Origin of the sequence: Porphyromonas sp. HMSC065F10 (genome assembly GCF_001808555.1) — a bacterium.
Lineage (GTDB): Bacteria > Bacteroidota > Bacteroidia > Bacteroidales > Porphyromonadaceae > Porphyromonas_A.
In genome coordinates this window covers 1-21,271 of record NZ_KV793775.1, presented here as the reverse complement: position 1 = coordinate 21,271, position 21,271 = coordinate 1, and the positions used below count along the sequence as shown (strand labels likewise).

Sequence of the window (21,271 nt, the reverse complement as noted above, 5' to 3'; positions counted from 1 at the left end):
GTCAGTCCTCTCCAAAGAAATCGTCAAGACTAAACTCATCATCGTAATAATCGTCGTCATGACGATTCGGAAACATCATATCCAATACAGCTTCGGGGTCGTAGAAGTCGTATTCTGCCGACACTTGCTTCACCAGTTTCTCGAAGAGGTTAATACGTTCTTCTGTATAATACGGGATGTACCCTTCTCGATTAGTGAGAGCCGTTTCAGAAAGGAAAGACATTTCTTCTTTCATCTCAGCAACTTCTTCCTGTAGGGCATCAATATCGTCAACGTCTGGATGATTATCCACCAGTTCTTGAAGGCGATGGATATAGCTCTCCAATTGTGGGTGTGTTGTCACGCCACCCTCGTAGATGCCAAGTTCGATACGTATATCTCTCAACAGGTCCTTTAAGCGTTTCTGATCCTTTTCGTCGTTGTCATTATTGGGGACAAAGGACTCGTAAAAATCAAGGGCCTCCTTATACACATTGATGGCCTTAGACGCTTGCGGGGGGTTATTTGCGATGTCGCACAATGCATTGATGTTCTTCTGGATGTCACTTGCCATAGCTGTTACTTATAGATATGCATTAGGTTTTTTGAGATGTTCCGCATTTGCTTCCTTACAGATTCCGGTTCTACGACCTCAATCTGGTCCACCTGCATAAGTAGGGCTTGTAGAAACTCGTAGTTGGGCCGTACATCGTATGAAAAAGTCGTTGACTCATCATCTCGGGCAATTTCTTTCTGGGAAGGGTGGATAGGCAATGTGGCCAGGTATTTACGGGCATAGTCATACGCTTTGATAACTACATGCTCAATGCCGATTTTTTTATCCGCAATGACACCAACGCAACCTTCAAAGAAGGCATTGATGTCAAAGTCGTCCGGCATCTTAAACGTCTTCTCCAGTACCTCTATCTCCTGTATGCGGTCAAGGCCGTATGTGCGTACATCGTCGTAATAAGGAGAGCGACCAACGAGATACCACCGGCGATTATAGACTTTCATCGCGTAAGGCTCAACCTCAAAGGTTGAAGCATAGTCCTTGCCAAAGCCTTGGTGGGTTATCTTCAGAACCCTATCAAAGCGCATGGCCTCCAGAATACGTGTAAGGAAACGGCTACCCGACGGCATTTCCTCAAACTGAATGCGATGTTCCAGTGAGCGATCGGCCTGTAGCTGGTTAAGGGTGGCATAGCTGTCCACCAACCATGAGCGTAAGCCATCGCCCTCCAGGTCTTCAGGATGGTCGATGTAATACTTATAGCCGTCCTTGGCATCGCACTCAATATAGACATTGAATACGTCCGCAATGGCTTTCTTGTGGTTCATGAATGTCCGCCACGGCAGGTCATCGCCATAGCCGAGGTGACTGCGCTTCCAGCATTCGTTGATTTCCTGGAATGTTATGCGTCCGTGGCTCCGTATGGTGTCTATAAGCCATACATAGCGGCCAAACAGGTCTGCGTTTCGTGCTCCCATATCGAATGCTTTGATCTTACAACTGCAAAGTTACCAATAGTCTATGAAAACTTGCGGCATAGCAGAATGTTTTCCGCATTTACTGCCCTCGTTTTGAGGATTTTTCTGCATTCTGAGAGGTGAAAGCGGCAATAATCACCCCTTCGGGAGGCGTTTCATTCGAATAGAATAAACCGAACTTCATCTCTATATTGCGGCTTTCCATCTCTTCAAAGACGTCTTGAAGAGATGCAGCCCAAGTGTGAACTTCTACGCGGTCGCGCATGGGTAAATTACACAACAGAGCGGATAGAGCCATTCTTGGATGCGCCTGCTGCAACTGTCGGATAGCAGACTGGAAGCAATCTGCTTTATCCTTAGTTATGTCAAAAGACAATGCGTCAAAGACATCTCCCGATTGGCAGATAGCCTTGACATCCTGAAGGTCAAGACTCACCACATTCTGTGGCTTTATCACACGCTCGATGGCCACCTCACGAAAATCCTCATACGTTGCCAGCCCCCTCACCTTGCAGTCAAGATGCAATGCCTTGCTCATCTCGTCAAATCTTTCCGATATATAATCACTCATCGTTGTAATTGCTGTAGTTAGACATTGCTGATGCCAGTTCCATCGTCTTATATGCCGTGGCAAACTCCTTTGGGAAGTGGACTTTAAGATAGCCAATCTGATACGCAAGGAATGTGTAGCACACAGCATGGCTGCGAATGAATGTATAGCAGGTCGTATCCTCCCATTCCTCGAATATGCCCCGTAGAGCATCAGTCGGAAAACCATTCCGCGTTCCTTGGGCAATGAACTTGTCCTTGAGCACACCAACGCTATCACACCTTTTCTTTCCCAGGACTTTGCGTAGTTGGTCGCTCTCTCCAGGTGTGAACGATGCCAACCTTTGGGCTATGAGCATTATTTGCTCTTGATAGATGGTCATACCGTAGGTGTAACCAAGTATTTCCCTCAGTTCCGGGATGACATATTCTATGGGCTTATCCCCGTTCTTGCGGGCAATATATTCTGTTGTCCAATCCAGTGGGCCAGGACGGCACATGGTGTAGAGTGCAACCAGTTCCTCGAATGTCTGTGGTGCAGCTTGCCGAAGGAGTTCTTGCATGGTCGAGCTGTCAAAGTCATAGATGCCACAGGTATCTCCTTGGCGAAATAGATTCATTGTGGCTTTGTCATTCAATGGGAGATTATCCAAATTGAATTTGCCATCAACCATCGTCAAGCACAAGTCTATAACAGATAGTGCTTCAGTTCGTAGCAGATGAAATGGTATCAGCCCTGCGTCTTCTGCCTCCCAACTTGATACAGCAATAGTCGGTTTATCTCTAAAACCTCTTTTCTCAACGGGAACAATGCCTGCGATGCTTTGGGGACTGATAAAGATAGGGCGTGTTTCTTCACGTCCGTATGCCACATGGTCATAATGCTCACTCAGATAATCGAACATCTTGCCGTGCGTAGCCATGTCCACATCAATATCGATGTCAGGCAATAACCTCTTGTCTGGATTGCAGAAGCGCTCGAACAGTAGCCCAAACTTCAAAGGGTCGATGGACGTGATGCCAAGACAATAGTTTACGATAGATCCTGCGGCACTGCCTCTTCCAGGACTGACACGCCCGATTTCTCGTGCGTGCTGCACATAGTCAGCCACAATGAGGAAGTAATCAGCATATCCAGAATCCTCAATATATCTCAGTTCATAAGCTATGCGGTTGGCCAGTTCGTCTGACCAGTCCTCTCCATAGCGTTCACACGCACCCTCGACAACGAGGTCTCGTAGATACTCTTCGTCGCCAGAGGCATTATCCCAATACTTGGGAAGGAGATAATCTTTTTTCACCATAGTCATTTGATACATGTCGCAAAGGTACTTCCACGCTTATGCCAAATCTAAGCATGGCATTGAAGGAGTTTACCCGCGATTTGAATTTTCAGTGTTTTGCCAATCAATATCGTTGCCGTAGTTCCTTACGATTAGATTCACGCTGCCAACAGTGGCCAGCGCCTCTGTTACGGAATCAATCATAGTGGCGAGGGTTGCCAGTTTCGCCATATTCATCGTCGGCAACAGTTTGATCTCGATGCAACGATGGTGAGTCATCTTGATACGCAGATATGTGTCACGGTTCATTTTGAACACATTATACGTCCAGTCGCGACCTTGCAGAAGAGCCTTGATGACAGCATCTATCGTGGACTCGCCCACATCAAGACGCTTCATCAGTTTGGGAATGCGCTCTTCGATGCCTTTCCATTCGGCTGCAAACCTGGGCCATCGGCTTATGATGGTCGCTATCTCTTCCGCAAGTGTCTTATTCGGATTGCCTATCGTAATGTAGTCTTCCAAAGGAGTCAAGAATCGGATGTGGTACCAGAGTTCTTTCTCCTTCTTTCCTGACACTTCCCAATTAAACTCTACCTTGAACTCCCCTTTTGTCAAGAGCCAGGTGGTTTTGACATAGCTGCACCACTTGTTGTCAGTTGTGGTTACATTGGCTTTGTTGAAGCCCAAGCTTTTCAATTCAGACAGCCAAAACTCAGGCTGTGCGTCTGAGGGCAAGCGATGTTTGTAGTTCCATCCAGGGCAGTACTCTTTGAGCACTGCCTTTCGTATGGTGCTTATATGTTCGCCTCGCTTCAAATACTTGATAACTGTTGCCTCGTCCATCCTAACTCTATTTAAGGTTCATATAGCAACAGCGACCCAGTTGGCTCATCCATTGCTTGTGTTGGTTATAACAATCTTCACTCTCGCAGACCCATAGGATGCGTGCCCTTGTTGAGAAATCTTTATGTGGAACCTCCGCATATCCATCTGTGAGGATGATAAGTCCATCATAGCGGTTGTGCTCATGCAAGTAGTCAAACACCGGCTGAAAGGAAGTGCCACCGCGTCCGTGTACGGCAAAACGGTTCTGCTTCTTCGCCTTTTTCAGGGATTTGCACTCGCCTTGTATGACACAATCGAATTGGATTACGTCTATTTGCTCAATGCCGTATTTGAAGAACTTGACTATCACGGAGAAGAAGTGCTTGAGCATTTCAGTCGATATGGAGCCACTGGTATCGACGGCAATCAACAGGCTGGTGGAGAAGGCATATTTGCTGCCCATCTGCTCAAATCCCCACCTACGGCTTGGACGCATCCGTGTCAGAGTGCGTTTGCTGGAAATTACAGAAGCACGGAATCCAGCCAAAGCCTTGCGGTAATCGATCTTGGCCTGTGTGGATGCCATAATCTGTTCGACCATGCCACCGCTAATACTGCCCCAATCCTTGATCTGCATTATGAGTTCGTTGATTTCCAACTGGCGGCTTTCATCCTCTTCCCAAAGCTCTGCGGCTTCACCATAATCTGGCTGCCTTGAGTCATCTTCATCGGCTCCGTCAAGACCCTGTGAGGGGCTCTCCGTATTTTGTACTTCATCGTCGAGATTAGGCGATGTGTTGTCCTCGTTGCTCATCTCCTGGTCTTCCTGAACTTGCATTCCATCACTCGCATCATCTGGAGATGCTTGGCCTTGCGCCTGTTCTGAATCTTGGTCAGGGGTGTCGCCTGGTATGTCAGACGGGTCACTGTTGCCACCCAGATGTTTTGGAGGAATATGTGCCAAATACCATTCGTAGTGCATCTTTGAGGGAAGATGGTATAACGAAGGCTTCTTCAACTGGATGATTCTGAACTTATAATGTGAGGTGAGAACCATGTCGCTGGCAGAATACATGTTCTTGCGGGTTGCCCCTGTCGGTTGACGCTCATAGGGGTGTTTCAGGAAGGCACGCAACATCTCTATCCTCACTACTTCTTCAAACGCCGCGTCTGACAACTCGCGCAGCCATCCCGGATTATACTCCAGCCGCCCTTTACCGATACGCATATAGCAGTTGATGCGTGGATTCATCGTCAACGCATGGCTGCAATAAATGGCGAAAAAGGCAGGTTCAGTCAGAAACCAGTGCTCTGCCAACTGTTTGAAGCGATCTGAAGGAGATGCCATCATAACTCTGCAATGAATTTCTGAATCTTGGCGTACAGGTCGGGGATGTCGGTGAGGATGAACACCGTTGTCTTGGGATAGTTGCCACTGCTGTATGTTGAAATCCAGTGGGCAAATGCCTCGCTTTTCTTAGTGGAGAGCAGCATCTTGATGTAGGCGGACAAGGATTCGGCCACGGTCGTTTTGCAGTCTTGAATGTCTTCCGCTTCGATGAAGCGGAAGATGGACTCGTTGAGCAGGGACAACTCATGTAGCTGCATCTTGGAGATTCTGACGCGGTGCTTGGCATAGTTCAGCATTGCCTCCTTCCCTGATATGCTGTTGTCGGCCACCACGCTGTTGAAAAACATTGTCGCAGCCTTCACGCCGACGATACCGGCAATGAGTTTCTTGTGGAATATGCACAGTTCGTCCGTCCCGGCAATCATGTCGGACACGTGTTTCCAGGCACGGCGGTCAGGTGTCTTGTCAAGCCCTGTATCTTTGGTGTCGTCCTGACTTTCAAGGTATATCTGGTTCTCTCCGATAAAGCGGACCACACGCTCGTCCACGTTGTTTTTTGATGCCCACAGCAACCATTCCTCTGCGGTTGGCCGGAATTGGTATATGTTGAAGCGGGACACCAAGGCAGGGTCAAGGTCTGTGAGCTGGTATTCCTCGCCATCGTTCACGGCGGCGATAACACGGCTACCTTGTGGCAAAGCTCGGCCAGCAAGACGACGGTTAAGCGTCAGGTCCATCACCGTTTGCAGCACCTCCGGACGGGCGCGGTTCAACTCGTCGAGGAACAGCACTATCGGTTTCCCATCTGTCGGGAACCAGTAGGGCGGCATGAAATCAGTCTTGCCTGTGGCTTCATTCTTCGTTGGCAATCCTATCAGATCGCCAGGGTCGCTCATCTGGCCGAGGAACAGCGTCACCACCCGTTGTCCCTTGGAGGCGAAGAAGGCGGTCAGTATCTCCGACTTGCCTATACCGTGCTTGCCAACCAACATTACGTTCTGTGCAGCCGGGGTTGTCTGGAGCAGTTGTTGCAGCTCGTTGGTGTTAATAGATATGTTCATGTCAGTCGTATAGCTTGGTCCATTTATAGTCAGAGAAGTGCACGATTTGTCCGACACTGCTGATGCCTTTGCTTTTTGCAAGGTCAGTCACTTCTTTCCACATCTTGTCAAGGCTGTTGATTGCGTCAGCCAGTCCTGACAGGGTTATCTGGAAGTCATCATAACGCGCAGAGAAACGTATCACCTTTGCACTTGGAGTTACGATTACTTCAAATGAGTCAGCCTTGTGCTCTATGCTGTATCGTCTGGCAGATGTCTTGCGCAGTTCTGCTTCAACAAAAGCTTTGACAGAACGCTTCTGTATATCGCGTAGCTTCCGCAACTTAAGAATCTCTAAGCGCATAGGGCTATATTGTTGATGCCATTTCTTCCACACGCATTTGGTCGGTGGGAAAATCAACGAACTGAATGATATAAGCGGTGCCCGAAGAAAGGGCGCAAAGGGGAGCAAGAGCGCCAGCCTTTTTCTCTATTATGCTTATGGCTTTTTGCATTCGTTCTGCTCCTGAAGCGGTTGCTTCAACAAACATCACATCCCTCCAGCAGGTGCAACACTCTTATGTTGTCCTCCTGGCGTTTCTTGTCAAAATCACTCATTGTCCTTGGTTATGTCTTTGTATCGCTGACCGGCCTGGTCTGTTAGCCGTTGACATACCAATTGAACATTCACATCAAAACTGTTGATGCGCACGATGTCGGCCAGCGCATAAGGGTTATGGGTATAGAGGGAATGGAATGCGTACCCAAAGCAGATATGCTTGAGATCATCGCGATGCAGGCACTCGTCCCAACTGGTGCCATCGTCCAAATATGCGAAGTCAACGACAAGCAAATCCTTGTCCGTCATGTCTGGCGTGTTTCCTTCTTCGTGTCGCACACAGCAGTTGTCAATGTAGCTAAGAGCGCAACGTCTCTCTTCTTCGTTGTTCATGATGACATACAGCATATAAGCAAAGTCTGAACCATAGTAAGCATCGTTTTCCAAATGCAGGACGGTCCCATAATCGCCCTCATTGCTATCGTATTCAATTCCTACAGTCAGTTTGCCCTCCACCTCATAGTCGTCATCGAAACTTTCGTCAACGCCATGGGCCAGTAAAGTGCGGTACAATGCACAGATACGCCGGCACATATTCCTGCGCAAGTCCGTAAGGAGCGTGTTCACCTGCTCTATGCGTTCAATCTCATCGGGAGCATAGGTAAACATCTTGTCCAATATCACAGTTCGCAGACCGATGTAGTTGTCTATTTCTTCTATGATGTTTTGTGAGGGACGTTCGAGAAAGAAACTCAATGGATCGTTCCCGATGATACCCTTTATGTTTCCTTCCACCGACTGCAACAACTCGCGCAAGGTTGCGACATCCTTGGCCGCTTCAATGCGCTCAATATTGATTGTGCTCTCTTTTCGTGTCATTGGCATATACCTGTCTGCGTTTGATGGGGCAAAGGTAGTAGGCGCTTATGCCAAATCGAAGCATTGCCACCTAATTTCATTCTGTAGTGCAGAGTATAGTCGCCCGTTTGGCTAATAGACTTAACAAATCGTTGTAATGGATTCTAATGTCTTTCTCATCCCATTCAAAAAGTTGGGCTTCCGTAATAATGTACATAATTTGACGGTTTGCGCCCATATTCTTGTTCTTATACGTTTGCACTTTCTCCTTAACGTCTCGGTCATTAAGACGTGAGTTGGCACCTTTGCTGATTAAGCAAAGGTTCCCCAGATTGTCAATATATTCGTCTGCACCATCTATATTCTCTGCTTTTTTACGGGCAAGGTGGTGTTCTACCGAGTTCCAATATCGGAAAGAAAAATCTTTCAGCTTGTCTGTATGTGGTATCTGGTGGCAGGACTTATGTATAAACCTTTCCACCCAATAGAGATAATCTATCAGATTGAAAAGGAAATGGGGTGTGCGCACACCATCGGACATGCTGTTGTTGCGACAAAGGACCTGATCAGGAGCGATGGGTTTATATTTATTTAAGTGCATGTCTGGTGAGTCGGCCCGTTGCAAAATGTATTCGTCCAGGAAGGTAATGTATTCGTCTGCGCTTACAGATATATTGTCAGCTTTTGCGAACCATCGTATTGCTTCTTGTAGCCAATTCTTGTATTTGCGCGTGCGAAACGTTACCTGAAGCATGGATAGTGCTTTAACTATGCGCTTTTGTATATCTCCTTCAAACGTATTTCTGAAATACATTTTATTGCCACTTTGCTCAGGACGTATAAGTATCCAATTCACTGCCTCGTCGTCATCGCCCTTCTCTGACTCTTCCACCTCTACTGTTCTTACTACGTAACGGTCAAAAAACGTCTTTGTACGAAGCATATTCCCGATAAATTCTTCTGGGTCTATGGCATCCTTAAGCTCACCAAAGACGTGCAGCATATATTTGGAATCCAACGGAACAAGACTGCCTGTTTGTTTCTCGTAATTTGCTTCATAAAAAGCTTTAAACAGGTGCATGATGAAGTTGGGAAAGTCGATGATGGATGAATAATCAGTTTCCGTTGGAAATTCGATATCATCATCTTCGGGCTTTACATCATAAGACGCCGTTCCACAATCGTTCCCGTTTAGAATTTCCTCAATGGTATAACCAACAGGTGGTTCCCCGGATTTCTCGCCACTCTCAGTCAAACCATGAAATTTGTAATCGCAGAAGCCGTCACCGAAATAACACCTGCGCCGTGAAGGAGGAATAGCCTTCTGTATTGGCACATCTATCTGGGAACATGCGTCCCAGATAAGTGCAAATTCTTGTTGCTTGCCGATATCGTCAATTTTACCAATCAACAACGCTTTGAGAATCTCGTGCTCTTGCAACTGTTCTCCACGGTTATTCATAATCTCGAAATATGTGGTCACATCGGTGTCTTCAGGGATTTCAACTCTGACCAGTATGACGTGGTTGGCAAAATACTGAGCAAAATTCTCGTCTTCACCTAATTTTACGACCTTATTGCCTGGCATACCTTCTGCGAGATTTGCTGAGGCAATAGTATTCACAGCCTCCTTGAGATATGTTACAGATGGGTGGTTTACGCTGGCCGTTAGAGGGTTCGCGTAAAAAGCTTTAAGATATTCCTCCACATTTGGCCGCGAATCGTAATAAAGGCAGTTGTTACTATTAATGCCGAGAATGCGTGTAATAAGACTCAGAACTGTCAAACGTTGCTGGCCATCTATCACCTCAAAGTCATCATCGTGGCGTTTCCGGACAACAAGGCTGCCAATAAAGTAATTACCTTCGGGATTAGTCGTATATGCTTCGTATATATCCTGAAGCAGCCGTAGAATCTGTTCTTCCCGCCATGCGAAATTACGTTGGTACAAAGGTATAATGTAGCGAGCACCGAAGATTTCGGTGATGCTCTTGTTGAGATTCTCTGTTTTCATATTATCCTTTCAGAATGAGGTCTTTTATGTTTGGTGGCACTTTATCGCAAGTGCTTCTTATTTCCTTCAGCTTGTCTGCCAGCATGTCGTCCAATCGCGAGAGGGATGCCATATCTTTGGCACGGTATATCAGTTCGAAATACGGATGAGGCAGTCTGTCAGCGGTCTTGTCTCTTACCTGCTCATGCGTTATTCGCTCAGCATATACGAGACGATAAAGGGTCTTGTAGTGACGAACCAAGGCCTTCTCTCCAAATTTGTCGAAAAGGCATATTATCAGCGATTTATACACCTCTCTCAAATATCCGTCTCCATTACGAGCCGCTTCTCCTTTGGGCTGATGCGCATACGGTTTCTTGCGCATCGCTTCTGGATCTGAACATCTGTAATCAAGGCAATGCTGATAGTAGAATCGCTTGAAGCCTGCAAGTTGGTGCGTACCTAACTGGATGAACAGTCGTTTGTATAGTTCAACATACGTTTCCACATATTCAAAAAACGACTTTCCGTTCACAATAGTTTGGTTTATGTTTGCAAACGGGTCAACGTTTTCAGGATCGCCATGCAAAAAGCGATTGGCCGTGGCGATTGTGCCCTTCAGCGTGCTTTCGTAGAATTTTGCTGTAAGGTACAAGAGCAACTGTGGATTTTGGAAGGGGAATTCAGCCAGATGGTTTTTATCTATAGTACATCCCTTAAATTCGCCGATTTTCGCTTTGGAGAACTTCTTGGCTTCTGTCGTGCGTGTCCACCGACGAGAACGATAAAGTTGCTCATTAAATATTTGGCGTAGAATGTCGATATTACCATAGTCTGGAATCAACGGGGTTGCGTCATATTGCGTGGCGGCTTCCCATCTTACGTCACATGCGATGCGTTCCTCCTGACTATTTTGTTCCATAGCTCTAATATGGAAAGCTTTGAGTAAATTATATGCTTCCAGTTCCTTGCCTCGTCCGTTTTGAGAATCAAACATCTGGAAGGCCTCCGATTGCTCAGAAACGATAATCTGTACAAACTCACAGTTATCCATTACATAATCCGCAAAGTCCTCTCGGTCTTTTCCGGTTTCAACATTTTCTCTAAGCCAGTCAGCTATAACCTGGCGATTGTCACGAATGGATTTTAGCGAGTCGGCATGGGTGTATCTAAGGTTCTTCATTACCGGTGTGGGCACCGCACATTCATGTAATAGCAACGCAATCGTGGTGATGCGCTGCTGCCCATCCACAATGTCGTTATATTCTTTCTCTGCGTGGAGAATTACACTGCCTATCCTATATGTCTGCTTTTCAGTTTTCCAGCTGTCGCGGATATCTTTTAATAATTGCAGTACGTTGTTCTTTGTCCAACGATATGGGCGTTGGTAATGTGGTATTCGCAATTGATCAGTCAGTGTCTCGCCGACAGTTTGTATTGAAGAGCGTAACTTCTTACTTTCTTCTGCCTCTTTCATGCTACGTTCAATCTGAAGTCCCCTCTCATACTGTATAATATGATATTCCAAAGCATCACGAATATCTTTGAATGCTTGATAAAAATCCGACTCACAGGTAATCTCTGTCTTTAATGTCCATGCCCCATTTTGGCGTCCCCACCAGTCTTTTGGAGTTATGTTAGCATAAGGAGCATGTGCATTAAGATAGTTGCGAATCCCTCTCCAGGTTCCCGGTTCACTCTCTATATGCAAGCTGACCATGCCTCCATTAAATTCATAATGAAGGCAATCACCCAAATGAGTTCCTGCTTGGACAAAACACCAATCACCGTCCCAACTGTAGGGTTGGTTAGGAAATTCCTTTGCGCAGAATGCTGCGAAGGCTTCTTTTGTTGTTATCTCTATCAGTCTCATATTATAAAAGCTCGTCGCAAAATTACGTATATACTTATGCCAAAATGCAGCATTGGACACCAGAAACAGTCGCGGTAAAACTGCGCGTCCTCTTCACGGAAGCAGACTGTCGTGATTTCGTAGGCACAGCCAATCTTTGTGCTTTCTGTGTTATCCCGAATAAATGCGAAAATGGAGTGTAACGCGATTCGAGCTGCTTCCACTTTCGGGGAAACGATATACACCAGTGCTGATGCAAGGGAAGGCTGTGGGAAAAGTCCGGATCTCGCAGGGATTCATGTAGCCACATCGGACCACCTCCTTTTCCACCTCCCTCAGCTCAAAGTCCCGAAGGATCTCCTCCGGGACAAATGCCGATATCAGCTCCCTTATCTCTGCTGTTTCCATAGCCTCTTGACAACTTCCTCATCTATTATCCATTGTCTCCTTGACAAAGGTAATCTCTTTTCCCCTCTACTCCCATACTTCCGCATAAAAGCAGACCTGCGCCCTATGAAGCGGTGAAAAATCGCTACCTTTGAGACCTATGAAAGAAGAGGATCATACATTTGACCGGCTGCGGTTGCTGGTCGGGGCGGAGGGCTGCGAGCGACTCTCGAGAGCGCATGTGCTGGTGCTTGGCCTCGGGGGCGTCGGGGGCTTTGCTGCCGAGATGGTCGCCCGGGGTGGAGTGGGGCAGATGACGATCGTCGATGCCGACGTGGTGACCCCGTCTAATATCAATCGCCAGATCATCGCTACACAGTCGGTGATCGGCCAGCCCAAGGCCGCCCTCTGGCACGACCGCCTTCTCTCGATCAATCCCGCTCTTCGGCTGGAGGTGATCGCTGAGTATCTGCGGGATGAGCGTATGGAGGAGGTGCTCTCGGCAGCCCCCTACGACTTCGTCATCGATGCCATCGACACGCTGGCGCCCAAGGTCTTCGCCATCGCCTATATGCAGCAGCACGGGATCCCCTTCGTCAGTGCTATGGGGGCGGGTGCCAAGACCGACCCGACGAAGATCCGGGTGGCACGCATGGATAAGAGCTTCAATGACCCGCTCGCCAAGATGATCCGCAAGAGACTGCGCCACCTCGGGGTCAAGCTTGACTTCCCCGTCGTCTTCTCGACCGAGCTACCGGTGGAGGAGGCTATCGTCCTAACGGAGGGGGAGCAGAATAAGAAGTCCACCCCCGGCACCATCTCCTATATGCCACCGATGGTGGGGGGCTACTGCGCCTACGTGGCACTTGATCACCTATTACACCCTGAGTCATGAGCAGCACACCCACTGATGCACCCCTGATGGAGGTGCGGGATATTTACAAGAGCTTTGGTCGGCTGGAGATCCTGCGGGGCATCAGCCTGCAGCTCCACCGGGGAGAGATCCTCGCTATAGTCGGTGCCAGCGGAGCGGGCAAGACGACGCTCCTGCAGGTGATCGGCACACTCGATGCCCCCGATCGGGGGGAGGTGATCATCGGGGGCGAGCGGCTGTCCGCCCTCTCGGGGAATCGACGTGCCGCCTTCCGCAATCGTCACCTCGGCTTCGTCTTCCAGTCTCACCAGCTGATGCCCGAGTTTACCGCTGTGGAGAATGTCGCCATCCCGGCGATGATCAGCGGTAAGAGCCGCCGTGAGGCGATGGCTGAGGCGGGCGAACTCCTTCGCCGTCTCTCCCTCGGTGATCGGCTGGATCACCGTCCGGCAGAGCTGTCGGGCGGGGAGAAGCAGCGGGTCGCCGTGGCGCGAGCGATCATCAATCATCCCGAGATCGTGCTGGCGGATGAGCCTACCGGCGCCCTTGACAGCGTCCGTAAGCGTGAGCTCCTTGAGCTCTTCCTCCGGCTACGCGAGGAGGAGGGGCTCTCCTTCATCGTCGTGACGCACGACCGGGAGACGGCGGAGATCGCCGATCGGTCGCTACTCCTGAGTGATGGTCGGATCGTAAGCGAGCAGGGTGGCGATGAGGCTCCGATTTAATAAGAGCGACCGGGTGGTCCTCATCCTCCTCGTCGTCCTGATCCTCTCCTACGTGCTCTACTCCGGTGTCACGGCGAAGGGACTCCCCGGCATGACCGAGGTGCCGGACACCATCCCGCCGGTCGTGGCGAAGCTCGACACGGTGCCTCAGGCTCCTGTAGAGAAGGAGAAGAATACCCCCGCCCCCATTCGCACCGACCGCTATCCCGGTCCTCCGCCCGAGGCCAAGCGGGCAGAGGCGTACCTCCCCAAGCTCAAGCCCGGCGCCACCATTGACCTCAATAGCGCCGACACGACGCTCCTCAAGCGCGTCCCCGGCATCGGTAGCTCCTTTGCCCGCCGTATCGTCAAGTACCGCGACCTCCTCGGCGGGTACTACGTGGTGGAGCAGCTCCAGGAGGTCTACGGCATGGACCGGGAGCGTTACGATGCCATCCACCCCTACTTCACGGTAGGGACAGCGGTCAGGCCCCTCACCCTCACCATAGACAGCATCAGCTACCACCCCTATCTCTCGTGGCGCCACAAGCGCACCCTCCGCAGGCTCTTAGAGGAGGAGCAGCCCCTCGACTGGTCGCACCTGATGTCCACCGGAGACTTCACCCGCGACGACTCCCTCCGCCTCGCACCCTACATGCCCTTCTGAGGGGAGAGGCTTTCAGAAAGATTAAGGGAAAAAGGTGGGCGAGACACGCCTTTTTCCCTACATTTGTCGGGGAGCGAGATCGCAGGGCGGTCTTCGCACCAAGTGACATCAATCATTTTATACAAAAACCATATACTTATCTCATGAAAAAACAAACCAACCGCTACCCCTCCGAGTGCACCACCATCATCGTCGGCAAGGAGCTGATGGAGGACGGATCAATGATCGCTGCCCGCTCCGAGGACTGGGACGCCATGGTGGCGAAGAACTTAGAGATCTTTGAGACCACGGAGAATGGTCCGGAGGAGTTTATCGCCAAGGAGACCCCCTTCCGCTGCAAGCTCCCCAAGCGCCGCATCGGCTACTCCGCCCTCTCACCCTACCACCTGCACGGCGAGTGGGGTAGTGCCGGCTTCAATCGCGAGGGAGTCGGCATGAGCGCCACGGAGAGTATCTTCAGTAGCGCAAAGGTGTTGCAGTATGACCCGCTCGTGGAGGATGGTCTGGCGGAGAATTCGGTCTTCAATATCGTCCTTCCCTACATCACCACTGCGCGTGAGGGCGTGGAGCGTCTTGGCTCACTGATCGAGAAGCACGGCATCGCTGAGGGCTTCGGCATCAGCTTCATCGATGAGCACGAGATGTGGTACCTCGAGACCGCCTCCGGTCACCGCTGGCTCGCCACTCGCATCCCTGAGGATAAGTACTTCGTCTCCGGCAACCAGAGCCGCTTCCGCGACTACGACCCCAAGGATAAGGCCAATTACCTCGCTTCCGAGGATCTGATCGACTTCGCCAAGGAGCACCATCTCTATGAGGGCGACTTTGACTTCCACGAGGCCTATGCCCGGGATGAGAAGCTCGACACCACCTACAGCTACCCGCGCGTCTGGTACCTGCAGCAGATGTACACTCCCTCCAAGGAGCAGGACGTGACGAAGAATGACTTCCCCGTCTTCCTTAAGTCGGATAAGAAGCTCACCCTCTGCGATATCAAGAAGGGCTTCCGCTCGCACTACAACGATACGGAGCACGATCCCTACCTCCACTGCAATCCCAAGGAGCCGTGGCGCCCGATCTCGATCTTCCGCACCACACAGACCCACATCCTGCAGCGCCGCCCCGGTCTCCCCAAGGAGATCGGTCAGATCGACTATATGTGTGAGGGCATGGCAGCGCTCGGCATCTTCCTCCCGCTCTACGAGGGGATCAAGTCTTACCCCGAGGCGTACCGCATCGGCGGCGGTGAGTCGTGCAATAAGTCGGCGTACTGGAAGTTCCGCCACGTCCAGATCCTCGGCATGACCGACTACAATCGCTATGCCCCGGTGATCCAGGAGACCTACGCTCAGCTCGAGGAGGAGATCGCACAGCGACAGAGGGAGATGGAGCAGGAGTACCTCGCCATCTACAAGGATCGCCCTCTGGCTGCACAGGATCTGCTGCAGAGGTTCTCTGACGATATGCTGACCCGTGCCCTCGAGGTGACGGATGAGCTGACGGAGCGCCTCTTCACGCTCCTCGCCCTCCACATCGGCGAGACCTACGAGTTTCACGGCGCCTGATCGATAACTAACTAAGTCCCAATAGCGGGGAGCCTGTGGCCGATATCGGTCGCAGGCTCCCCGACTATTGTATGGTGTCTTGTGTACGGTAGCCCCTATTGCGCAACACCGGGAGCGAGGGGGAAGTTTAGGACCTTCTTTTAGAGACCTTTGCATAATACCCCATCTGCGGTGTCACTTTTGAGATTCGGGCCTGGTTATGTGCGTAAGCACACTCCCCTCGCCCTCACTCTCAGTTCCTTGCATCTGAGGTATTCTGCAAACTTCCTGCCGAAAAAGCGCTGCTTTTTCGGTGAAAGACCATTTTGCAAAGGTCTTCTTTTAACCTTTTGCACATATGTGCATCTGAGTTCCGTATCCGTTCCCCGGTTTTCTGACTATTGGCGGGGAGGATGATTTACCAGAGATGATGAGAATTGATATGAGAAATCTGAAGAGTGTCCTCAATAGCCTGACCCTGACGCTGCTGGCGACCCTTCTGGCGACCCCTGCCCTTCTTGCACAGGAGACGGTCTACTCGCTGGAGGACTGTATCCGTATGGCGACGGAGAGTAACGAATTGCTGAAGGCTGAGGAGCTGAAGGTCGATGTGGCCAAGGCGAAGAAGGGTGAGGTGGGGGTCAATTTTTTCCCAAAGGTCTCCCTCGGCGCAGTCTACTCCCACATAGAGGAGCCTCTCCAGCCGATCGACTGGGACCATGCGCTCCTCGGGCTGGGGCAGTACCTGCCGGAGAGGATCAAGGATAAGACCGCCATCGACCTCGGTAATACGAGGGTGGGTACGGTCTCCTTTGTGCAGCCAATCTTTATGGGGGGTAAGATCTTTAATGGCTATAAGATGGCCTCCTCGGCGGTCGACCTTGCCGGTATCATGGTGGAGACGAAGGAGCGTGAGCTGGAGCTGAGCGTGGAAGACACCTACTGGCAGGTGGTCTCCCTCTCGGGTAAGCTGGAGCTGGCGACGAAGCTCACCGCTCTCCTTGACGAAGCGGTGGAGAATGTGGACCTGGCGGTCAAGGAAGGCGTCGCCACCGAGGCAGATGCGCTCTCCATACGGGTCAAGCAGAGCGATGCCAATCAGCTGCGGCTCAGGGTGGAGAATGGTCTCTCCCTCTCCAAGATGCTGCTCGCTCAGAAGTGCGGTCTCGAGCTGCAGAGCCACTACCGTCTGGCGGACGAGGTGACGATCAATGGGGCCCGTGATGAGGTCTCACAGACGCCTATCCTCCTCTCTGATCAGGAGATCGCCTCCGGCATTGCGGCACGACCTGAGGTACGAGCGCTTGAGACGGCGGATAAGATCTTTGCGGCCAAGGAGCGGGTGGAGATGGCGGACGCCCTCCCCAAGCTGGTCCTCCTCGGTGGCTATACCACCATTAACCCCAATCTCTTTGCCGGGATGCAGGATGAGTATGGTGGCAGCTGGCATGTGGCGCTCGGTCTGCAGATCCCCCTCACGGATATCTATACGGGGATCACGAAGCGGAAGGGTGCTGCCGCTGAGCGGGAGATCAAGCAGAGACAGCTGACGGATGCGAGGGAGAAGATCAATCTCCAGATCCATCAGCTCCTCCTGACCAATCAGGAGGCGTACAAGCAGCTCTCCGCTGCCCGGCTCAACCTCAGCAGTGCCGATGAGACCCTCCGGCGGGCTCAGCTGGGGTACAAGGAGGGGGTGATCCCACTCCTCGGACTGACGGAGGCTCAGACCTCCTGGTCCGCTGCTTACGACCAATACATCGACGCCGCCATCGCACTGAAGTCCAGTGAGAGCAAGATCAGGCACTACGTCCCCTCGGCACGCTTTGTCAAATAATAGTATTTAGGATAATGGTACAGACAGAAGAGAAGAGCTCCCTCTCGAAGGAGCTGAGACATAAAATGGTGGTCACCATCGTCACCACCCTCATCGTTATTGCTCTCGTGGCACTTGCCGGATTTGTCTTCTTCTCCCCCCGGGAGTCGGAGGTGATCGGGCATGTGGAGGTGGATGAGATCCGCATCTCCGGTAAGGTGCCGGGGCGCATCTCGGAGTATCTCGTGGAGGAGGGGCAGATGGTCCATAAGGGAGATACCTTAGTGCGGATCTACTCGCCTGAGGTCTACGCCAAGCGGGAGCAGGCGGAGGCCATGCGTGCCTCGGCCCTGGCGCTCAATCGCTCCCTCTCCGGCGGCAGCCCCGCTGAGATGCAGGAGGCCGCCCACCAGATGTGGCAGAGTGCCAAGGTGACCCTTGACGTGGCTCAGTCCAGCTTCCGTCGCGTGGAAAATCTCTATAAGGAGGGCGTCGTGTCGGCACAGAAGTACGATCAGGCGCGGGCTCTCGTAAAGTCTGCTGAGGCTGCGGAGGCTGCTGCCAAGAATCGCTACGAGCTCTCCCGAAAGGGGGTCCTCTCTGATCGCACCGGTGCCACCCGGGGACTGGTAGACAATATGGACGCGATGCTCAAGGAGGTGGATCTCTACGTACAGGAGGGGGCACTCACGTCACCGCTCGATGGTCGCGTCACCGACATTGTCCCCCATGTGGGTGAGCTGGTCGGCACCGGGTCTCCAGTGATGAATGTGGCAGACCCCACCTCGTGCTATGTGGTCTTTGCTCTCAGCGAGGATCGTCTGCCGGGTATCCACAGAGGCACTACGCTCCGGGGGACGATCCCCGCACTTGGGGGTAAGGAGTGCACCCTCAGGGTGATTCATCTCAAGGATATGGGGATCTACTCTGTCCGCAAGGCGAAGAAGCCTACGGGGCAGATCGACTTCCGCACCTTTGAGGTGAAGGCGGAGCTTATCGATGAGATAGAGGATCTGGAGCCGGGGATGAGTGTCGTCATCGATAGGTCTCACCTGCAGTGAAGCGTCGTCTCGTGAGTACATCCTCTCCTTTCCTCAGAGTGATGCAGCGTGAGTGGAGGCTGGTCTCCACCCACTCGATCTACTTTGCAGGGATGATCGTGGTGCCGATGTTCTTTGCCGTCTTCCTCCTTACCCTTATGGGTGAGGGGCTGCCGGGCGATCTGCCGATCGCCGTCGTGGATCTGGATAATACGTCCAATACGCGGAGGCTGGTGGACAATCTCGACAGCTTCTCTGAGAGCCATGTGGTGCTGAGGACGGCAAGCTTCACCGAGGCACGTGAGCTGATGCAGCAAAATGAGGCTTTCGGCATCCTCGTCATCCCCCGAGGATTTACTGAGAAAGTCTCCTCCGGCAAGCAGCCCACCATCAATTATTACCTCAATTATCACTCCATCATCGGCGGAAACCTGAGCTATAAGAACCTCCGCATGATCAGCGAGATGGCTAATGGGGCCGTAGGGCTCCAGATGGGGACCCTGATGGGCAAGACGGAGACGGAGATCATGGCCAATGTGATGCCGATCGTCGTCAAGGATCAGATCAAGGGGAATAAGTGGCTCAATTACTCCGTCTACCTCAGTAATATCCTCATCCTCGGGATTATACAGCTGCTGATCATGCAGGTGACCGCCTATGCGATCGGTGTGGAGATCAAGGCGAAGTCAGCCGACGAGTGGCTGGAGACCGCCGGGGGCAGTATGCATGTCGCCCTTGCCGGGAAGCTGGCTGTCCATACGCTCATCTGGCTGGTGATCGGGTCGGCCTGTCTCGGGATGCTCTACACTGTCTGTGGCTTCCCCCTCGCCAATGGCTGGGGGCCTATGCTGCTTGCGCTCTTGCTGCTGATCCTTGCGGCCGAGGCGCTGGGTGTTTTCTTCATCACCCTCGTACCGATCCTGAGGCTCGGGGTGAGTCTCGCGAGCCTCTTCGGTGTGCTTACCTTCTCCATCGTTGGCTACTCCTTCCCTCTCGACGCGATGTACTCTCCCTTCGTCACCCTCTCTTACCTCTTCCCGATGAGGTATTACTATATGATCTACACTGATCAGTCACTCAATGGTTTTCCCCTCGCGCTGAGCATCCCCTACTACCTGGGACTGGCAGCCTTTGTCCTGCTGCCGCTGCTCTGCAGTCGCAACCTCAAGCGTGAGCTCTTAGAAGTGTCTTATGTCCGATAATAAGTGGCGGCGGAGCCTCTCCCTCCTCCATGCCGATACCAAGGCGATCTGGCGAACGGAGATCAATGCGATCAAGGGGGATGCCGGTGTGCTGCTCTTCTTCTTTTTCGTCCCGATCGTCTACCCCTTCCTCTACGCAGCCTTCTACAATACCGAGGTGGTCGAGGAGGCAAAGCTGGTCATGGTCGATGAGGACAATAGCGCCCTCTCCCGCGAGTATATACGGCGGGTGGATGCCTCGCAGGAGGTGGATGTGGTGGCTGTCGTCCCGACGATCGAGATGGCAGAGGAGATGATTATGGATCGGGATGCCTATGGCTATGCGCGGATCCCGAGAGACTTCCAGGCCGATCTCTATAGGGGCGATGACCAGGTTCATGTGGAGCTGATGAGCCTCGGGAATGTGCTGCTGTACTACAAGAACTATATGGTGGCGCTGAATAATAATGCGCTCCAGATGGGTGGGGAGATCCATGCGGAGCGTGCCGGGAAGTCGACCAAGGCGCTGACCGACATAGAGGTGCGACCGGTCTATCAGGACGGGAAGGGGTACTACAATCCCGTGGGCGGGATCGGTACCTTCCTGATGCCACCGATCCTGATCCTGATCCTCCAGCAGACGCTGATCATGGGGATCTGTATGCTGGCGGCTACAGCAAGGGAGAGCAACGACACGCACTACCTCGTCCCGTCAACGATCCATGGGCCCATGCGGATGGTGATCAATAAGAGCATCATCTACTTTGCCCTCTACCTGCTCCTCAGTATCTGGGTGCTCTGCATCGTGCCGTACTGCCTGCGGATCCCCATCCTGACGGACCCGCTGAGGATGCTGATCTTCATCATCCCCTACCTGCTGTCGGTGGTCTTTATGTCGATCAGTCTCTCCTTCCTCTTCAAGAGACGTGAGGTGGTGCTGATCTACATCGTCCCGCTGTCGCTGGTCTTCTTTTTCCTCACCGGTGTGGTGTGGCCGTGGCAGAATATCCCCGCCCTCTGGAAGACTCTTGCCTACTTGATCCCAAGCACGCATGCGGTGCAGGGGTATATTGCCCTGCTGGGTACCGGTGCATCCCTCTATGACATCCTGATACAGTGTAGGGCTATGTGGGTGCTGACCGCACTTTACTTCACGATCGCCTCCATCGGCTACTACTACCAGTACCGCCATGGGCGCCAGCGGAGGGACCCCGCGTGACTGCCCCCTCTTCCTCAGGGGAAATTCTTTTACCGATATTAGGCGCGACTAATACC

At 51.8% G+C, this 21,271-nt stretch carries 19 protein-coding genes; 8 read left to right on the top strand and 11 right to left on the bottom strand.

Translation table 11 applies throughout. The features are described 5' to 3' along the window. Nucleotide 1: 1 nt before the first annotated feature. The 11 genes from HMPREF2890_RS03495 to HMPREF2890_RS03440 all read right to left on the bottom strand — a co-directional run bounded on the left by HMPREF2890_RS03495 (nt 2) and on the right by HMPREF2890_RS03440 (nt 11,804). Complete coding sequence (locus HMPREF2890_RS03495; RefSeq protein WP_070465442.1) at nt 2-553, bottom strand: hypothetical protein; 552 nt, start codon at nt 551-553, stop codon at nt 2-4. Between the two features lie 5 nt (nt 554-558). Further along, nucleotides 559-1,470: a helix-turn-helix transcriptional regulator gene (locus tag HMPREF2890_RS03490; RefSeq protein ID WP_070465439.1), complete on the bottom strand. Its 912-nt coding sequence runs from the start codon at nt 1,468-1,470 to the stop codon at nt 559-561. A 79-nt stretch (nt 1,471-1,549) separates the two neighbouring features. Further along, complete coding sequence (locus HMPREF2890_RS03485) at nt 1,550-2,041, bottom strand: hypothetical protein (protein ID WP_070465434.1); 492 nt, start codon at nt 2,039-2,041, stop codon at nt 1,550-1,552. Beyond that, a complete protein-coding gene (locus HMPREF2890_RS03480; protein ID WP_168160409.1) occupies nt 2,034-3,323 on the bottom strand; it encodes a DNA polymerase III subunit alpha in 1,290 nt (429 codons plus the stop codon). The genes HMPREF2890_RS03485 and HMPREF2890_RS03480 overlap by 8 nt, the downstream gene beginning before the upstream one ends. A 69-nt stretch (nt 3,324-3,392) precedes the next feature. After that, nucleotides 3,393-4,148, bottom strand: coding sequence for a hypothetical protein (locus HMPREF2890_RS03475; protein ID WP_070465428.1), 756 nt, complete (start codon nt 4,146-4,148; stop codon nt 3,393-3,395). Nucleotides 4,149-4,155: 7 nt separating this feature from the next. Beyond that, the gene (locus HMPREF2890_RS03470) at nt 4,156-5,481 is read right to left on the bottom strand and encodes a VWA-like domain-containing protein (RefSeq protein WP_083289776.1); all 1,326 of its coding nucleotides are present in this window, start codon (nt 5,479-5,481) and stop codon (nt 4,156-4,158) included. Beyond that, nucleotides 5,478-6,542 carry an AAA family ATPase gene (locus HMPREF2890_RS03465; protein WP_070465423.1) on the bottom strand — a complete coding sequence of 355 codons (1,065 nt, stop codon included), beginning with the start codon at nt 6,540-6,542 and terminating at the stop codon, nt 5,478-5,480. Before HMPREF2890_RS03465 ends, HMPREF2890_RS03470 begins: the two co-directional genes overlap by 4 nt. Nucleotide 6,543: 1 nt before the next feature. Next, nucleotides 6,544-6,885: a hypothetical protein gene (locus HMPREF2890_RS03460; RefSeq protein WP_070465420.1), complete on the bottom strand. Its 342-nt coding sequence runs from the start codon at nt 6,883-6,885 to the stop codon at nt 6,544-6,546. 246 nt (nt 6,886-7,131) lie between these two features. Further along, nucleotides 7,132-7,959, bottom strand: a complete 828-nt coding sequence (locus HMPREF2890_RS03450; RefSeq protein WP_070465414.1) for a hypothetical protein — start codon at nt 7,957-7,959, stop codon at nt 7,132-7,134. A gap of 76 nt (nt 7,960-8,035) precedes the next feature. Further along, nucleotides 8,036-9,952 (bottom strand): GmrSD restriction endonuclease domain-containing protein, encoded by a 1,917-nt coding sequence (locus HMPREF2890_RS03445; protein WP_070465411.1) that lies wholly within the window; start codon nt 9,950-9,952, stop codon nt 8,036-8,038. A gap of 1 nt (nt 9,953) precedes the next feature. Continuing rightward, nucleotides 9,954-11,804: a DUF262 domain-containing protein gene (locus tag HMPREF2890_RS03440; protein ID WP_083289775.1), complete on the bottom strand. Its 1,851-nt coding sequence runs from the start codon at nt 11,802-11,804 to the stop codon at nt 9,954-9,956. 526 nt (nt 11,805-12,330) lie between these two features. Here HMPREF2890_RS03440 and HMPREF2890_RS03430 point away from each other — a divergent pair. From HMPREF2890_RS03430 to HMPREF2890_RS03395, 8 genes are all read left to right on the top strand, one after another. Next, nucleotides 12,331-13,065 carry a tRNA threonylcarbamoyladenosine dehydratase gene (locus HMPREF2890_RS03430; RefSeq protein ID WP_070465405.1) on the top strand — a complete coding sequence of 245 codons (735 nt, stop codon included), beginning with the start codon at nt 12,331-12,333 and terminating at the stop codon, nt 13,063-13,065. Then, nucleotides 13,062-13,769, top strand: coding sequence for an ABC transporter ATP-binding protein (locus HMPREF2890_RS03425; protein WP_083289774.1), 708 nt, complete (start codon nt 13,062-13,064; stop codon nt 13,767-13,769). The genes HMPREF2890_RS03430 and HMPREF2890_RS03425 overlap by 4 nt, the downstream gene beginning before the upstream one ends. Further along, a complete protein-coding gene (locus HMPREF2890_RS03420) occupies nt 13,753-14,415 on the top strand; it encodes a ComEA family DNA-binding protein (protein ID WP_070465402.1) in 663 nt (220 codons plus the stop codon). The genes HMPREF2890_RS03425 and HMPREF2890_RS03420 overlap by 17 nt, the downstream gene beginning before the upstream one ends. 143 nt (nt 14,416-14,558) lie before the next feature. Next, nucleotides 14,559-15,980 (top strand): C69 family dipeptidase, encoded by a 1,422-nt coding sequence (locus HMPREF2890_RS03415; RefSeq protein ID WP_070465399.1) that lies wholly within the window; start codon nt 14,559-14,561, stop codon nt 15,978-15,980. Nucleotides 15,981-16,401: 421 nt separating this feature from the next. Next, complete coding sequence (locus HMPREF2890_RS03410; RefSeq protein WP_070465396.1) at nt 16,402-17,796, top strand: TolC family protein; 1,395 nt, start codon at nt 16,402-16,404, stop codon at nt 17,794-17,796. Between the two features lie 14 nt (nt 17,797-17,810). After that, nucleotides 17,811-18,836 carry an HlyD family secretion protein gene (locus tag HMPREF2890_RS03405; RefSeq protein ID WP_070465393.1) on the top strand — a complete coding sequence of 342 codons (1,026 nt, stop codon included), beginning with the start codon at nt 17,811-17,813 and terminating at the stop codon, nt 18,834-18,836. A gap of 11 nt (nt 18,837-18,847) precedes the next feature. Next, nucleotides 18,848-20,017, top strand: coding sequence for an ABC transporter permease (locus HMPREF2890_RS03400; protein ID WP_246825289.1), 1,170 nt, complete (start codon nt 18,848-18,850; stop codon nt 20,015-20,017). Next, nucleotides 20,007-21,215 carry an ABC transporter permease gene (locus tag HMPREF2890_RS03395; RefSeq protein WP_070465389.1) on the top strand — a complete coding sequence of 403 codons (1,209 nt, stop codon included), beginning with the start codon at nt 20,007-20,009 and terminating at the stop codon, nt 21,213-21,215. Before HMPREF2890_RS03400 ends, HMPREF2890_RS03395 begins: the two co-directional genes overlap by 11 nt. Nucleotides 21,216-21,271 lie beyond the last annotated feature (56 nt).

Bases quoted from the DNA above. Each gene is read 5' to 3' on its own strand.
- HMPREF2890_RS03420 (WP_070465402.1), top strand. From the start codon at position 13,753: ATGAGGCTCCGATTTAATAAGAGCGACCGGGTGGTCCTCATCCTCCTC.
- HMPREF2890_RS03490 (WP_070465439.1), bottom strand. From the start codon at position 1,470: ATGGGAGCACGAAACGCAGACCTGTTTGGCCGCTATGTATGGCTTATA.
- HMPREF2890_RS03430 (WP_070465405.1), top strand. From the start codon at position 12,331: ATGAAAGAAGAGGATCATACATTTGACCGGCTGCGGTTGCTGGTCGGG.
- HMPREF2890_RS03440 (WP_083289775.1), bottom strand. From the start codon at position 11,804: ATGAGACTGATAGAGATAACAACAAAAGAAGCCTTCGCAGCATTCTGC.
- HMPREF2890_RS03425 (WP_083289774.1), top strand. From the start codon at position 13,062: ATGAGCAGCACACCCACTGATGCACCCCTGATGGAGGTGCGGGATATT.
- HMPREF2890_RS03470 (WP_083289776.1), bottom strand. From the start codon at position 5,481: ATGATGGCATCTCCTTCAGATCGCTTCAAACAGTTGGCAGAGCACTGG.
- HMPREF2890_RS03485 (WP_070465434.1), bottom strand. From the start codon at position 2,041: ATGAGTGATTATATATCGGAAAGATTTGACGAGATGAGCAAGGCATTG.
- HMPREF2890_RS03405 (WP_070465393.1), top strand. From the start codon at position 17,811: ATGGTACAGACAGAAGAGAAGAGCTCCCTCTCGAAGGAGCTGAGACAT.
- HMPREF2890_RS03395 (WP_070465389.1), top strand. From the start codon at position 20,007: ATGTCCGATAATAAGTGGCGGCGGAGCCTCTCCCTCCTCCATGCCGAT.
- HMPREF2890_RS03465 (WP_070465423.1), bottom strand. From the start codon at position 6,542: ATGAACATATCTATTAACACCAACGAGCTGCAACAACTGCTCCAGACA.
- HMPREF2890_RS03410 (WP_070465396.1), top strand. From the start codon at position 16,402: ATGAGAAATCTGAAGAGTGTCCTCAATAGCCTGACCCTGACGCTGCTG.
- HMPREF2890_RS03480 (WP_168160409.1), bottom strand. From the start codon at position 3,323: ATGGTGAAAAAAGATTATCTCCTTCCCAAGTATTGGGATAATGCCTCT.
- HMPREF2890_RS03450 (WP_070465414.1), bottom strand. From the start codon at position 7,959: ATGACACGAAAAGAGAGCACAATCAATATTGAGCGCATTGAAGCGGCC.
- HMPREF2890_RS03445 (WP_070465411.1), bottom strand. From the start codon at position 9,952: ATGAAAACAGAGAATCTCAACAAGAGCATCACCGAAATCTTCGGTGCT.
- HMPREF2890_RS03495 (WP_070465442.1), bottom strand. From the start codon at position 553: ATGGCAAGTGACATCCAGAAGAACATCAATGCATTGTGCGACATCGCA.
- HMPREF2890_RS03415 (WP_070465399.1), top strand. From the start codon at position 14,559: ATGAAAAAACAAACCAACCGCTACCCCTCCGAGTGCACCACCATCATC.
- HMPREF2890_RS03475 (WP_070465428.1), bottom strand. From the start codon at position 4,148: ATGGACGAGGCAACAGTTATCAAGTATTTGAAGCGAGGCGAACATATA.
- HMPREF2890_RS03460 (WP_070465420.1), bottom strand. From the start codon at position 6,885: ATGCGCTTAGAGATTCTTAAGTTGCGGAAGCTACGCGATATACAGAAG.